The following is a 13,955-nucleotide window of genomic DNA, read 5'->3' on the forward strand; positions in this document are numbered from 1 at the left end:
GTCACGAGGCCTCCGCAACCACCGCTGGTCGAGGAGGGACGAAGTCCCGTCACGAGACCTCCGCAACCACCGCTGGTCGAGGAGAGACGAAGTCCCGTCACGAGACCTCGGCTCGGCCGCCGCAGGGGTTGCGGTGGTGAAGAACGAATGGGGTGGCCGGTCGCCGTAGGTGGGGGCGGTGGCCAGCTGGAGGCCGTGCCCGCTGGCAGGTCCGCCGATGGTCGACCGCTGTGGTCACCGCCCGAAACATCACCCGGATCGGTCTAGGTCGAGGAGGGACGAAGCCGTGCCGCTCGCTGGTCGAGGAGGGACGAAGTCCCGTCACGAGACCTCCGCTCACGCTCCGCGTGGGGTGCGGCTCGTCAAGAACGAACAGTGGTGGCTGGTCGCCGTAGGTGGTGCCGGTGGCCAGCTGAAGGCCGTGCGCGCTGGCAGGTCCGCCGATGGTCGACCGCTGTGCTCACCGCCCGAAACAACCTCCCCAAAATAGTTGGCCAGATTCACGGAATCCCTTGTGGACAGAGGGTTCTGAGGCCCGACCACTGTCGGTGGTCGATGCTTGTATTGATCCATGTCCAGCACGTACGCCGCCCCGCTCGATGCGGTCGAGCACGCGCTGGACGACCTCGCCACCATCGCTCCGGACTACCGCAGCACCGGTGAGAAGAAGGACGCGCTCATCCGGCTCTCCCGGATCGTGGCCCGGGTCGAAGCCGAACGGATCCGGATCCTCGCCGTCTCCGAGGACATCGCGGTCGAGACCGGGGCCCGGTCCACCGCCCACTGGCTCGCCGCCGAGACCCGCGACGGCATCGGCCAGGTCCGCCTCCGCGAGAAGCTCGCCCGGGATGGAGGCGAGCCGATCACGGCCGCGATGGGTGAAGGTGCGGTGAACGTCGCGCAGGCGCGGGAGATCGTCGACGCCCTCCAACGCCTCCCCAAGAACCTCGACCCCGAGCTCCGCGCCAAGGGCGAGGCCTATTTGATCGGAGAGGCCGCCCACTTCGGACCACCCGAGCTGCGACGCCTCGGGGCCAGGCTGCTGGAGGTCATCGCCCCCGAGGACGCCGACGAGGCGGAGTACCAGCGACTCCTGGCCGAGGACCGCCGCGCCCGAGCCGTCACCCGGCTCACGTTCCGCGACCGCGGCGACGGTTCGGGAGACCTCCACGCCCGGATCCCGATGCCCGTCCTGAACCGGCTACGGACCTACCTGGAGTCCTACACCTCGCCCCGTCGTGGACCGGTCGGCGGCGTGCTCGGGGACGAGGTCGACCAGCTGCCCGCTCCGCGGCGTCGTGGTGAGGCGTTCTGCGCCCTGCTGGAGAACCTCCCCGCCAACGCCCTGCCCAAGCACGGCGGCACCGCCACCAGCGTGATGGTGATGATCACTCTCGACGCGCTGCGCTCGGAGACGGGCCTGGCCGAAACGACCACTGGCGACACCCGGACCGCAGACCACGTCAGGAGGCTGGCCTGCCAGGCCGGCATCATCCCCGTCGTCCTCGGCGGGAAGGGCGAGATCCTCGACCTCGGCCGATCCAAGCGCCTCTTCACCGGACCCCAACGCAAAGCCATGGCCCTCCGCGACCGTGGATGCACCGCCGACGGCTGCACCATCCCCGCCGCCTGGTGCGAAGCCCACCACCACCAACAACCCTGGACCCAGGGCGGGAAGACGAACCTCGCCGACGGCAAGCTCCTCTGCCCCTTCCACCACCACCGCGCCCACGACCCCGCCTGGCAGACCCACCACCACGCCAACGGATCCACGACCTTCTACCGGCGGACGTGAGAGGCTCAGCCCATGGCCGGACATCGGGTCGAGGCGTCGAGGTACGTGGCGCTGGCGCCCGAGGCGGCCTACGACCGGCTGCTGGCGACGCCGCTGCCGGAGATCTTCTGCCGGAGGTACGCCGCCTTCCCGGCCATCTCGGCGGTGCCCGACCAACCGGCGGACTGGGGGATCCTGGGCCAGGTGCGCACGATCGAGCTCGCCGACGGCGGGCGGATCCGCGAGACCCTGACGATCGTCGAGCGGCCGCACCGGTTCGGCTACGTGCTCGACGACATCCAGGGCGCGCTGCGGCCCTTCGTCCGGACGGTCGACGGGGAGTGGTCCGTGACGCCGGAGGGCGAGGGGTCGCGCATCGGGTGGACGTGGACGTTGCACCCGAAGAGGTCACCGGCGCGGCTGACCATGAGCGTCATCGGTCGGATGTGGAAGGGGTACGCCGACCGGGCGCTCGCCGAGATCGACAAGATCCTGACCGACAGCCGCTAGGCCCGCCCGTCGTCCTCCCCGGCGCGCCACCCCGCGAAGGCCTCCAGCAGGTGCGTGCGGGCAGAGACCGAGATGCTCTCGGCCGGCAGCGACCCGAGCAGCGTCATCGTGGTGCGGAACTGGTCGAGGTACCGCTCGCAGCCGGGACAGAGCTCCATGTGCCGCTCGAACTCGGCGCGGTCGCCCTCGGGCAGGTCGCCCTCGAGATAGCTGGTGACCAGCTCGACGAACTCCTGGCACCTCATCGCGCCACCTCCAGCTCCGAGGAGTCGGTGAGGTACCGCTCCAGGTGCGCACGTACCGTGCTCCGGCCGCGGTGCAGCAGCACCCGCTGGTTGCCCGGGCTGATGTCCAGCAGCGTGGCCACCTCCTCCGCGGACTGTCCGTCGAGGTCGCGCAGCGAGACCACGACGCGCTGTCGCTCGGGCAGCGCGGCGACCGCGCGGCGTACGACGTCGAGCACCTCGCGCGAGAGCAGCGAGTGCTCCGGCCACTCCTCGGGGAAGGCCCGCCACCCGCCGGGGTGCGGGTCGCCCGGACCCTGGAACCTCGTGGGGTCCACGCTCGGTGAGTCCTCGTCGTCGGAGACGAGGCTGGCGAACGGGACCGTACGGCGCTCGCGGACACCGCGGGTCTTCGCCTGGTTGAGCAGAATCTGGTACACCCACGTGCGCAACGAGGACTCCGCCCGGAACGACGGCAGACCCCTCAGCACCGCCAGCCAGGTCTCCTGCACGACCTCCTCGGCCACGCTCTCCGACGGCACGTGCGAGCGCGCCAGCCGGAGCATCGATCCCGACCAGCCGTCGACGAGCGAGGCGAAGGCGGTCTCGTCACCGGCCAGCAGCGCCTCCACGAGGTCGCGATCGCCGGCAGACACGGTCGCAACGTAGCGCTCGGTGAGCACGAGCGTCACGACCGGTACTCGGGATTCTCCCAGTCGAACCGCGTGCCGGCGTTCCACTCCGACCGCTGGTTCCCGTACCCCGGTACGCCGCCGGCCTCCTTCAGCAGCTTGGCCAGGTGCAGGAGGTTCCACGTCATGAACGTCGTGTTGCGGTTGGTGAAGTCGTTCTCGGGGCCACCGCTGCCGGGGTCGAGGTACGACGGCCCGGGCCCGGCCTCGCCGATCCAGCCGGCGTCGGCGTTGGGCGGGATCGTGTAGCCGATGTGCTGGAGGCTGTAGAGCACGTTCTGCGCGCAGTGCTTGATGCCGTCCTCGTTGCCGGTGATGATGCAGCCGCCCACGCGGCCGTAGTACAGGTACTGGCCCTTGTCGTTCAGCTCGCCCGAGTGCGCGTACAGCCGCTCGATGAGCACCTTGGTCTGCGAGGAGTTGTCGCCCAGCCAGATCGGGCCCGCGACCACGAGGATGTCGCTGGCGATGATCCCCGGGAAGAGGGACGGCCAGTCGTCGTTCTCCCAGCCGTGCTCGCGCATGTCCGGCCAGACACCGGTGGCCACGTCGTGGTCGACCAGGCGGATCTCGTCCACGTCGACGCCGTGCTTGCGCATGATCGCCGCGCTCGCGTCGACCAGGCCCTGGGTGTTGCTCACCTCGGGGCTGCGCTTGAGGGTGCAGTTGACGAAGGTCGCGCGCAGGCCGGAGAAGTCGTGCCCAGAAGTCTGCTCGTCGGTCATGCCGCTGAGTCTGCGCAGACGGCCCGGCGTTACACATCCCCTCGCGATCGGACGTCAGCAGTTCGTCACAACCCGATCCCGTAACGACGGGCGGTCCCGCACGACGAAGTGGGCCGAGGCCATCCGGCCCTCCACCGTTGAAAGGACATCCCATGCGCACCTCCGCCCTCGTCCCGGCTCTCGCCCCAGCAGTCGCCTTGGCTGCCACCGCCGTCCTCGGCCTCGGCGGCACCGCCCAGGCGGCGCCGGGCGGCATCGTCGGGCACGTCTACGAGCCCACCAACGCCGCGGCCGGCAACGCCGTCGCCGTCTTCGACCGGTACGCCGACGGCTCGCTCGAGCCGGCCGGCTCGGTCGCCACCGGCGGGCTCGGCGCCGGCGCCTCGCTCGCGTCGCAGGGGGCGATCACCCGCGACGGCGACCTGCTGTTCGTGGTCAACGCCGGCGACGACTCGGTCTCGGCCCTGTCCACCGACGGTGGCCTGGCGCGGACCGACACCATCGCCACCGGCGGTGACCGGCCGGTCAGCGTGACCGTCCGCAACGGCATCGGCTTCGTGCTCAACCACGACTCCGACACCGTCACCGGGTTCACCTACAGCCGCTCCGGCGACCTCACCCCGGTGCCCGGCGCTACGCGCGCTCTGACCCCGAAGGCCGGCGGCGGCCTCACCGACGCGGCCCAGCTGCAGCTCAGCCCGGACGGCCGGACCCTGGTCGTGACCGAGCGCTCGGGCACGATCGACACCTTCGACGTGCGCGGCGGCAGGCTCGGCGACGCCACGTCGCACCCGTCCGCCGGTGCCGTGCCCTACGGCTTCGACTTCGACCGCCGCGGCACGCTCGTGGTGTCCGAGGCGTCCGGCTCCGCCTCGTCGTACCGTCTGGCCGCCGGGTTCCGGGACGTGACGGAGGCCCTGGTCGACACCCAGGCCGCGGCCTGCTGGCTGGTCGTGTCGGGCGACTACGCGTGGGTGGTCAACGCCGCCAGCGCGTCCGTCTCCACCTACCGCATCGCCCACGACGGCTCGCTGACGCTGGTCGACGCGGTGGCCGCGACCACCGGCGCCGGCCCGACAGACGCGGCCGTCTCGCCCGACGGCGGTAGCCTGCACGTCCGGATGCGCGACGGCTCGGTGTCCTCCTTCGCGATCGGCGCGGGCGGCACGCTGACCTCGCTCGGCTCAGCGTTCGAGGCCACCACGTTCGGTGTGGCCGGGCTGGTCGCCGACTGATCCGGGGACCCGCCTGACAGGCTGGAATCCATGAGAGTGCTGCTGACCGGCGCCGCCGGGTTCATCGGGTCGGCGGTCGCTCGCCAGCTGGGCGTCGAGGGGCACGAGGTCGTGCCCCTCGACGTCGTGCTGCCCCAGGCCCATCGCGTCGACCCCGACGTCCCCGGCCTGCACCGCCTGGACGTCCGCGACGCCGAGTCCTGGGCCGACCTGCTCGACGGCGTCGACGCGGTCTGCCACCAGGCCGCGCTCGTGGGCGCGGGCGTGACCGTGGCCGACCTGCCGTCGTACGCCGCCCACAACGACCTCGGCACCGCGGCGCTGCTGGCCGCGATGGCCGACCGTGGGGTCACCCGGCTGGTGCTGGCCTCGTCGATGGTCGTGTACGGCGAGGGGCGCTACGCCTGCCCCGAGCACGGCGTCGTCGCCCCGCCGCCGCGGGCGCTGGCCGCCCTGGACGCCGGCGACTTCGAGAACCACTGCCCGACGTGCGGGCGCCCCCTCGGCTGGGAGGCCGTGGACGAGTCGGCGCGGCTCGACCCGCGCAGCTCGTACGCCGCGAGCAAGGTCGCCCAGGAGCACTACGCCGCCGCGTGGGCCCGGCAGGCGGGCGGGTCGGTCGTGGCCCTGAGGTACCACAACGTCTACGGGCCGGGCATGCCGCGGGACACGCCGTACTCCGGCGTCGCGGCGATCTTCCGCTCCTCCCTCGAGCGCGGCGAGCCGCCGCGCGTCTTCGAGGACGGTGGGCAGGCCCGCGACTTCGTGCACGTCGAGGACGTGGCCCGCGCCAACCTCGCCGCCCTCGGGGCGGTGACCGACAGCGAGGGCTTCGCGGCGTACAACGTCGCCTCCGGCTCGCCCGTGACCATCCTCGAGGTCGCGCGCCTCGTCGCGCGCGGGACGGGAGCCGACGTCGAGCCGGTCGTCACCGGTGAGTACCGATCAGGCGACGTCCGCCACGTCGTCGCCTCGCCCGCGAGAGCCCAGCAGGGCTTGGGGTTCCGGGCCTTGATCGGTCCCGAGGAAGGCCTCCCGGCCTTCGCCACCGACCCGTTGCGGCCCTAGCTCACCAACCCGTCGCGAGCAGGTGCTGCACGAGCAGCGCGACGACCACCTGCACCGCCAAGCCACGTCGCCGCCACGACTCCGGCAGCAGCGCGCAGCCGACCAGCAGCCACGGCACGAACGGCAGCCAGATCCGCTCCACCTCGGCCCGGCTCATCTGGGAGACGTCGGCAGCGGCGACCATGGCGACACCGCCTGCGACGAGAAGCCACACCGACCGGGTTGCCGCGATCGGGCGGCGGGACAGCGTGTGCGCGACCCCGGCGAACGCCAGCGGGCCCGCGCTGAGGGCGAGCGCCGCGAGGTTGCCCCACATCCAGTACGCCGCGGGACGGTTGTGTGCGACGCCCGCCCAGTAGCGGTCGTGCAGGACCGGGAGCGCCTCCCACCAGGAGTAGCCGAACGGCACGAACGCCAGCACCACGGCCAGCGCCGCAACGGCAGCGGGCACGAGCGGCCGCCAGGTACGGGCGACCACGAGCACCGCCAGCGCCAGCAGGGCAAGGAGCGGCAGGCCGTAGGAGCACATCACGCACCAGCCGAGGAGCAGGCCAGCGAGCACGGACCACAGAAGGGATCGACGGACCGCGCCCAGCGCCAGCGCGCACAGGCCCCAGGCCGCGAACGCCGCGAACATCGCGTCCGCCGACACGCACTGCCACACCGCGGCGGGACCGATCACCAGGAACGGCGCGGCCTTCCGTGCGGCGTCCTCGGCGTCCAGCACGCGCAGCGTCTGCATGACGGCGACCGCGGTGGACGCGGCCAGCACGGTCACCACGAGCCCGGCCGCCAGCCCGCTGCCGAGCCCCAGCCGCACCATCACCACGAACGACGTCAGGGCACCGGGCGGGTGCCCCGCGATGTGCACGGGCCACTGGCCTCCGGGGGCGTCGACCGGGATCCGGCTGACGTACTCGTCCAGCGTCGCGGGCAGGTCCGTCGTGGCCCGTGCGGTGTCGAGGTACTCGTAGGAGGAGTCGAGGATCTTGCCGATCCCGTCCGGCCCGTCGACGAGCGCGAGCGAGAGCATCCAGGCGAGCCCCGCGGCGTACGACGCGAGCAGCAGGCGGGCCCAGGTGATCCGGGTGGCCAGGTCGACGGCGTACCGGCACGACAGCACCGCGAGGACCACCGCCGGCACCGTGCCCCCACCGACCCGTGGGTCCCACTCGGCGTGAAGGGGCGGGAACCACCGCACGTGGACGTCCCAGTCGAGGACCGCCGGCAGGGCCATGCCGAGGGTCGCGAGCAGCAGGGCCAGGCCCAGCCCGGCCCAGGCGGCTCTGGACGTCCGGGGCACGGCCCGAGCGTAGGCGTCAGGACTTCGTAACCGCCGGGGCCACCGGTACACGGGTGGCCGTCCCTACGGTGGCAGGCATGGATCTCGACCCGGCAGACGCAGGGGCGTGCGACCTCGTGCTGCCGTGTCGCGACGAGGGGCCCGCGCTGCGCGCGCTGCTCCCGCGCGTGCCCTCGGCGTACCGCGTGATCGTGGTCGACAACGGCTCGACGGACGACACCGCCGACGTGGCTCGCGACCTCGGCGCGACCGTCGTGAGCGAGCAGAAGCCCGGGTACGGCGCCGCGGTGCACGCCGGGCTGGAGGCCGCGACCGCGCCGTACGTCGCGTTCATGGACGGCGACGGATCGTTCGACCCCGACGACCTGGCGCCGCTGCTCGCGGACGTCCGTCACGGTCGGGCCGAGATCGCGGTCGGCCGCCGCCGCCCGGTGGGCAGCGGCACCTGGCCCTGGCACGCCCGCGCCGGCAACGCGCTCGTCGTGGCCTGGCTGCGGCGGCGGATCGGGCTCCCGGCCCACGACATCGCACCGATGCGGGTGGCCGGCCGGGAGGCGCTGCTCGCGCTCGGCGTGCGCGACCGCGCCTTCGGCTACCCGGTCGAGCTGCTGCAACGCGCCGTGGCCGCCGGCTGGCGTTTCGCCGAGCACGAGGTCGGGTACCACCCGCGCGCCGAGGGCACGCGGTCCAAGGTCTCCGGCTCGGTGACGGGCACGCTGAAGACGGCCCGCGACTTCGCCCGGGTGCTGCGATGAATACCCCACGAAGTCGCTCGGCTCCCCCGCTGCGCTCCTCCGCCTCACGACTTCGCGGGGACCCCAAGAGCAGCGCCAACGTTCTGCTGGTCGCCAAGGCGCCGGTCGCCGGGCGGGTCAAGACCCGGCTGGCCGCGACCGTCGGCGCGGACCGGGCGGCCGCGCTGGCCGCGGCGGCCCTGCTCGACACCGTGCGTGCCTGCGTCGCCGCGGTGGGTGCGGCTCGTTGCCGCCTCGCCCTGCACGGCGACCTCGGCACGGCCGTGGACGGCGACCGGCTGACCGAGGCCGTCGCCGGATGGACGGTGCTGCCGCAGCGTGGCGACGGGTTCGCCGAGCGGCTGGCCCACGCGCACCTGGACGTGGCCGGCGACGGACCGGTCGTGCAGATCGGCATGGACACCCCGCAGGTGACGGCCGAGCACCTGTCCGGGCTGGCTGACCTGCTCGACGAGCACGACGCCGTGCTCGCCGACGCCGAGGACGGCGGCTGGTGGGCCCTCGGCCTCTCGGACCCGCGTCACGGGGCGCGGCTGTCGGAGGTGCCGATGTCGGAGCCGACGACGGGCGCGTCGACCCGCCGGACGCTGGAGCGGGCCGGCCTGGGCGTCGTACGGGGTCCGCTGCTGCGTGACGTCGACACGGCCGAGGACGCCGAGGCGGTCGCTCGCCGGTGTGCACCGGACTCGGAGTTCGCCCGGGCGTGGGAGCGGCTGCGATGACCGACCAGCACCCGGTGTCGACGGTGTTCACCGAGGCGTACCGCGTCGGCTCGTGGAGCGGCGTGATCGACGGGGACGACGCCGTGCTCGACCTCTGCGCCGGCCCGACGCTCGACGTGGGGTGCGGTCCGGGCCGGATGACGCACCTCCTCGCCGAGCGCGGTGCCATCGTGCTCGGCATCGACGTCGTGCCCGAGGCCATCTGGCGCACCCGCGACCGCGGCGCGGTGGCGATGCTGCGCGACGTCTTCGACCGCGTGCCGGCCGAGGGGCGGTGGGGGACCGTGCTGCTGGCCGACGGCAACCTCGGCATCGGCGGCGACCCGTGCCGCCTGCTCACCCGGCTGCGACACCTGCTCGCGCCCGGTGGCCTGGTGGTCGCGGACGTGGCGCCGCCCGGCACCGGCGTGCGCACGGGCACCGTCCGGCTGACGGCCGGCGGCCTCACCTCCGAGCCGTTCCCGTGGGCCGTGGTCGGCGCGGACGCCGTGGACGAGGTGGCCCGCGACGCGGGGTTCGCCACGACGACCCGGGACATCGGGGGGCGCTGGGTCGCCGTGCTGGAGGCCGACGCCGCATGAGGTCCCTCGCTCACCCGCCCCTGCCCGAGCAGCGCGACTTCCCGTCGCGGCTGCACCACCCGCGCGTCGCCGCGCGCCTCGGCGCGTGGCTGGGCATCTGCTTCTTCGTCGCCTTCGCCACCGGGCTCGTCAGCCACCTCGCGCAGCAGCCCGACAGCTGGCTGCCGAGCCGGCCGGTCTGGGGGTACCGCGTCACGCAGGGGATCCACGTCGCCGCCGGGACCGCGTGCGTGCCGCTGCTGCTGGCCAAGCTGTGGACGGTCTACCCGCGGTTCTGGATCCGACCGCCGCGTCAGCTCCGGGAGCTCGCCCTGCACGGCGCCGAACGCGCCTCGATCGGCGTGCTGGTCGCGGCGGCGGTCTTCGAGCTCGCGACGGGGCTGGCGAACGTCACGACCTGGTACCCGTGGTCGTTCTCCTTCCGGCCGACGCACTTCGCCGTGGCCTGGGTGGCGGTGGGCGCGCTCGTCGTGCACATCGCCGTCAAGCTGCCGGTCGTGCGCGCGGCGCTGGCTCCGGCGGCCGCCGACGAACCGGAACCGCCCGGCGAGGGACTCTCGCGCCGCGGACTCGTGCGCACGGCGGGCGTCGCCTCGGTCGCCGCCGTCGTCCTCACGGCCGGAGGCACGGTGCCGTGGCTGCGTCGGGTGGCGGTGCTCGCCCCGCGGTCGGGCACCGGCCCGCAGGGCATCCCGGTCAACAAGTCGGCGCACGCCGCCGGCGTGACGGCGACGGCGACGGACCCGGCGTACCGGCTCGAGGTCAGGTACGGCGAGACCTCGGTCTCCCTGTCCCGTGACGACCTGCTGGCCATGCCGCAGCAGACCTCCGGTCTCCCCATCGCCTGCGTCGAGGGCTGGAGCGCGCACGGCGAGTGGACCGGCGTCCGGCTGCGCGACCTGCTGGACGCGGTGGGTGCGCCGCGCGGCCGGTCCGTCGAGGTGTCGTCGCTGCAGGAACACGGGCCGTTCCGTGTCACGCACCTGCCGCACCAGTACGCCGACGACGACCTCACCCTGCTCGCGCTGGCCCTCGACGGCGAGCCGCTGTCGCTGGACCACGGGTTCCCGTGCCGCTTGATCGCCCCGAACCGCCCCGGCGTGCTGCAGACCAAGTGGGTCCGGTCGCTGGAGGTGCCGGCATGAGGATCCGCATCCTGCTGGGCGGCCTCGGCCTGGCCGTGGCGGCGTACGGCGCCTGGCTGCTGCTCGGCGACGACCTCGCCGACCTGGTCACGATCGCCGTCTGGCTGGCGGCCGGGGTGGTGCTGCACGACTTCGTGCTCGTACCTCTGACGCTCGGTGTCTCCTGGCTCGGCCTCCGCGTGCTGCCCGGCGGCAGCCGGGCGGCGGCCTCGGCCGGCCTGGTGGTCCTCGGGACGCTGACCGTGCTGGCCGTGCCGGTGCTGGGCCGGTGGGGGGCCAACACCGACAACACCACGATCCTGGACCGCCACTACGGTCTGGGGTGGCTGGCGGTCGCCGGCCTCACCATCATGGGTGTGCTGCTCGTCCTGGTCGCGAAGAGGAGGTCCGGTGGCCCGGGTGCTCGTCGTCGATGACGACCCGACCGTCCGCGAGGTCGTGGTGTCCTACCTGCGCGCTGCCCAGCACGAGGTGGACGAGGCCGCCGACGGCGAGTCCGTGGCCGGCCTGATGCGCGATCGTCCGGCCGACCTGGTCGTGCTGGACCTGATGCTCCCGGGCATCGACGGGCTCGAGGTCTGCCGGCGGCTGCGCCAGGTCAGCGACGTACCCGTGATCATGCTGACCGCGCTCGGCTCGGAGACCGACCGCGTCGTCGGGCTGGAGCAGGGCGCCGACGACTACGTGACCAAGCCGTTCAGCCCGCGCGAGCTGGTGCTGCGCGTCGAGTCGGTGCTCCGGCGTGCGGGGGAGCGGACCACCACCGAGCAGGGCCGGCTGGAGGACGGCGACCTCGTCGTCGACCTGGCCCGGCACGAGGTCACGCTGGACGGGCGGGTGCTGTCCCTGACCGCCCGGGAGTACGACCTCCTCAAGTTCCTGCTTGCGCACCCCGGCACGGCGTACTCGCGCGAGGAGCTCCTGCAACAGGTCTGGGGCTGGTCCTTCGGCGACCAGTCGACCGTCACCGTGCACGTCCGCCGCCTGCGGGAGAAGGTCGAGCGCGACCCGACCATGCCGGAGCGCCTGGTCACCGTGTGGGGTGTCGGCTATCGGTGGGAGCCCCGTGCGGGAGGCACGCAGTGACCCACGACCAGCTGGCGATCATCGGCATCGGCGCCGCCTGGGCCGGCTCGGTCGGCGTGCTCGGCCTGGCGGTCGCGTACGCCGCGCGGCACCGGTCGTTCCGCTGGCAGATCGGCGTGGTCGGCGTGACCGCCGTGCTGGCCGTCGTGGCCGGCGTGGTCGGCACGGCACGAGCCATGTTCCTCTCCAACCACGACCTGTCGGTCGTCCTGTGGGTGGTCGTGGTGGCCGGGGTGGTGGCCATCGCGGTCTCGGCGATCGTCGGGATGGCCTTCGCGATGTGGTCGCGCTCGATCCGCGACGACGCCAAGCGGTTCGGGGACAGCGGACACTTCGAGGCCCGCTCCCGGGGACCCGCCGAGCTCCAGCAGATCTCCGACGAGCTGGCGATGACCGCCGAGCGGCTACGGGAGTCGCGCGCCCGCGAGCAGCGTCTCGAGGAATCCCGGCGCGAGCTGGTGTCGTGGGTCTCCCACGACCTGCGCTCGCCGCTCGCGGCCCTCCGGGCGATGACCGAGGCGCTCGAGGACGGCCTGGCCGACGACCCGTCGCGCTACCACCGGCAGATCCGCGCCGAGGTCGACCGGATGGTCCGGATGGTCGACGACCTCTTCGAGCTGTCGCGGATCCACGCCGGCGTGCTGGCCCTGAACCTCCAGCCGGTCGCGCTGGGCGACGTGGTCAGCGAGGCCCTGGCGGGCGCCGACCCGGTGGCCCGCGCCGGCGGCGTCCGTCTCGGTGGTCGCGTCGACGACGGGCTGTTCGTCACCGCCGACCCCGCCGAGCTGTCCCGGGTCGTGTCGAACCTGCTGATGAACGCGATCCGGCACACGCCGGCCGACGGCGTCGTCGAGGTCACCGGCAGGGCGGTGGACGACGGCATCGAGCTCAGCGTGACCGACGGCTGCGGCGGCCTGTCCAGCGAGGACATGGCCCGCGTGTTCGACGTGGCCTGGCAGGGGAGTGCGGCGCGTACGCCGGCCGCCGACGACCCCCGGACGCCGGTCGCCGGTCGCGGAGCCGGTCTGGGTCTGGCCATCGTCAAGGGCATCGTCGAGGCGCACCGCGGCCGCGTCGCGGTCGCCAACCACGACCCCGGGTGCCGGTTCGTGGTGACGCTGCCGACCTAGCGGTCAGGTGAGGCGTTCGAGCCGACCGCGCAGCTTGGCGGCCCGGTGCGCGTTCCCGGTGAGGGCGACGTACTGCTCGCCGAAGATGGCCAGCAACGCGTCGTCGAGACGGCGGACCGCGCCGGCGGGGTAGTTGTAGCCCATCCGCCGGTGGACGTCCTCGCCGTCGACCGAGTCCAGCAGGACGTCGAGCTCGTCGAGCGAGGTGATGCCGAGCTCCAGCAGCAGACCGGCGATCCAGCTGTAGTGGTCCGTGCGTGACCAGCTGGCCTCGGCGTACTTGCCGGTGAGGTACGTCGTCAGCTCCTGGGTGCCGATGCGCGGGTCGCCGGGGTCGGCGTTGGGGCGGGCGTCGCTGGCGGTCTCCTGGAGGCGGTCGCGGATCGCGCTGAACTCGCGGTCGGCGAGCTCGAGCAGACCCGCGGCCAGCGTGAACCGGCGGTCGAGGTCGGCGGAGTGCTCCAGCGGGACGGTGCCCTTGTAGCGGATGTCGTGCTCGAACTCCGCCCACGCGTGCTGGAGCACCGTCCGCACCTGGACCGACGCGCGACGGCCGGCGAGGTTCTCGTGCGGCGGCTCGGGAGTGCCGGCCGGCGTGATCACCAGGTGGCGGCTGGCGTAGCCCCAGTGGCCCTTCTCCGCCGTCTCCTGCCCGAGGTCGCGGTCGTCGAGAACCTCGAACTGGTCGGAGAGCAGGTCCACGGCCGCCCGCACGTCGTCGCCGAGGTAGGTGATGACGCGCAGCCCGATCTGGTCGGTGATCTCCTCGAGCGGGTCGGCGTACTCCGGCTCGCCGTCCACCTCGCGCAGTGCCTTGGCGGCGAACGACACCACCGTCTTGGTGCGCCCCGTGACGCTCAGGTAGTTGATGCCGGCGTCGTCGAGCACCGAGGTCAGCAGCTCCAGGAACCCCTCGGTGGCCTCCTGGAGGGCCGGTCGCAGCGCGGCGTACGTGCGGATCGCCTGCCGGGCGGCGTCGGGCGTGGTCGTCGGCACGCCGCCCAG

The 13,955-nt window shown here is 73.3% G+C and carries 16 protein-coding genes; 11 read left to right on the plus strand and 5 right to left on the minus strand.

From position 1 onward, the window contains the following. Positions 1-571 precede the first annotated feature (571 nt). Positions 572-1,795: an HNH endonuclease signature motif containing protein gene (locus tag ISU07_RS21480; protein ID WP_194708897.1), complete on the plus strand. Its 1,224-nt coding sequence runs from the start codon at positions 572-574 to the stop codon at positions 1,793-1,795. A gap of 12 nt (positions 1,796-1,807) precedes the next feature. Beyond that, positions 1,808-2,284 carry an SRPBCC family protein gene (locus ISU07_RS21485; RefSeq protein WP_194708898.1) on the plus strand — a complete coding sequence of 159 codons (477 nt, stop codon included), beginning with the start codon at positions 1,808-1,810 and terminating at the stop codon, positions 2,282-2,284. Here the strand turns inward: ISU07_RS21485 and ISU07_RS21490 are convergent. From ISU07_RS21490 to ISU07_RS21500, 3 genes are read right to left on the minus strand one after another with little or no spacing between them, the layout of a single operon-like run. Beyond that, complete coding sequence (locus ISU07_RS21490; RefSeq protein WP_194708899.1) at positions 2,281-2,529, minus strand: anti-sigma factor family protein; 249 nt, start codon at positions 2,527-2,529, stop codon at positions 2,281-2,283. The genes ISU07_RS21485 and ISU07_RS21490 overlap by 4 nt on opposite strands. After that, positions 2,526-3,164, minus strand: coding sequence for an RNA polymerase sigma factor (locus ISU07_RS21495; RefSeq protein WP_323742750.1), 639 nt, complete (start codon positions 3,162-3,164; stop codon positions 2,526-2,528). The genes ISU07_RS21490 and ISU07_RS21495 overlap by 4 nt, the downstream gene beginning before the upstream one ends. A 32-nt stretch (positions 3,165-3,196) precedes the next feature. Next, a complete protein-coding gene (locus ISU07_RS21500; RefSeq protein ID WP_194708900.1) occupies positions 3,197-3,925 on the minus strand; it encodes a flavodoxin family protein in 729 nt (242 codons plus the stop codon). 152 nt (positions 3,926-4,077) lie between these two features. Here ISU07_RS21500 and ISU07_RS21505 point away from each other — a divergent pair, with 152 nt between their 5' ends. Together ISU07_RS21505 and ISU07_RS21510 are read left to right on the plus strand one after the other, a co-directional pair. Then, positions 4,078-5,160 carry a lactonase family protein gene (locus ISU07_RS21505; RefSeq protein ID WP_194708901.1) on the plus strand — a complete coding sequence of 361 codons (1,083 nt, stop codon included), beginning with the start codon at positions 4,078-4,080 and terminating at the stop codon, positions 5,158-5,160. Between the two features lie 30 nt (positions 5,161-5,190). Beyond that, on the plus strand, positions 5,191-6,228 hold the full coding sequence (locus ISU07_RS21510; protein WP_194708902.1) for an NAD-dependent epimerase/dehydratase family protein: 1,038 nt from the start codon (positions 5,191-5,193) through the stop codon (positions 6,226-6,228). Between the two features lies 1 nt (position 6,229). Here ISU07_RS21510 and ISU07_RS21515 read toward each other — a convergent pair whose 3' ends face one another. Beyond that, positions 6,230-7,531 carry a hypothetical protein gene (locus tag ISU07_RS21515; RefSeq protein ID WP_323742751.1) on the minus strand — a complete coding sequence of 434 codons (1,302 nt, stop codon included), beginning with the start codon at positions 7,529-7,531 and terminating at the stop codon, positions 6,230-6,232. A 77-nt stretch (positions 7,532-7,608) separates the two neighbouring features. Here ISU07_RS21515 and ISU07_RS21520 point away from each other — a divergent pair, with 77 nt between their 5' ends. The 7 genes from ISU07_RS21520 to ISU07_RS21550 are packed head-to-tail and all read left to right on the plus strand — an operon-like array spanning position 7,609 to position 12,950. After that, entirely contained in the window at positions 7,609-8,286 is a 678-nt protein-coding gene (locus ISU07_RS21520) for a glycosyltransferase family 2 protein (RefSeq protein ID WP_194708903.1), read from the plus strand. Further along, positions 8,283-9,008, plus strand: a complete 726-nt coding sequence (locus tag ISU07_RS21525) for a TIGR04282 family arsenosugar biosynthesis glycosyltransferase (RefSeq protein ID WP_194708904.1) — start codon at positions 8,283-8,285, stop codon at positions 9,006-9,008. The genes ISU07_RS21520 and ISU07_RS21525 overlap by 4 nt, the downstream gene beginning before the upstream one ends. Further along, positions 9,005-9,589, plus strand: coding sequence for a class I SAM-dependent methyltransferase (locus ISU07_RS21530; protein ID WP_194708905.1), 585 nt, complete (start codon positions 9,005-9,007; stop codon positions 9,587-9,589). The genes ISU07_RS21525 and ISU07_RS21530 overlap by 4 nt, the downstream gene beginning before the upstream one ends. Further along, the gene (locus tag ISU07_RS21535) at positions 9,586-10,734 is read left to right on the plus strand and encodes a molybdopterin-dependent oxidoreductase (RefSeq protein ID WP_194708906.1); all 1,149 of its coding nucleotides are present in this window, start codon (positions 9,586-9,588) and stop codon (positions 10,732-10,734) included. The genes ISU07_RS21530 and ISU07_RS21535 overlap by 4 nt, the downstream gene beginning before the upstream one ends. Continuing rightward, the gene (locus ISU07_RS21540) at positions 10,731-11,150 is read left to right on the plus strand and encodes a hypothetical protein (RefSeq protein WP_194708907.1); all 420 of its coding nucleotides are present in this window, start codon (positions 10,731-10,733) and stop codon (positions 11,148-11,150) included. Before ISU07_RS21535 ends, ISU07_RS21540 begins: the two co-directional genes overlap by 4 nt. Then, positions 11,125-11,820 carry a response regulator transcription factor gene (locus ISU07_RS21545; RefSeq protein ID WP_194708908.1) on the plus strand — a complete coding sequence of 232 codons (696 nt, stop codon included), beginning with the start codon at positions 11,125-11,127 and terminating at the stop codon, positions 11,818-11,820. The genes ISU07_RS21540 and ISU07_RS21545 overlap by 26 nt, the downstream gene beginning before the upstream one ends. Then, positions 11,817-12,950: a sensor histidine kinase gene (locus ISU07_RS21550; protein WP_194708909.1), complete on the plus strand. Its 1,134-nt coding sequence runs from the start codon at positions 11,817-11,819 to the stop codon at positions 12,948-12,950. The genes ISU07_RS21545 and ISU07_RS21550 overlap by 4 nt, the downstream gene beginning before the upstream one ends. Before the next feature lie 3 nt (positions 12,951-12,953). Here the strand turns inward: ISU07_RS21550 and ISU07_RS21555 are convergent, their stop codons facing one another. Beyond that, positions 12,954-13,946, minus strand: a complete 993-nt coding sequence (locus ISU07_RS21555) for a GTP pyrophosphokinase (protein WP_323742752.1) — start codon at positions 13,944-13,946, stop codon at positions 12,954-12,956. Positions 13,947-13,955 lie beyond the last annotated feature (9 nt).

This window comes from Nocardioides islandensis, from assembly GCF_015352455.1.
Classification (GTDB): domain Bacteria; phylum Actinomycetota; class Actinomycetes; order Propionibacteriales; family Nocardioidaceae; genus Nocardioides; species Nocardioides islandensis.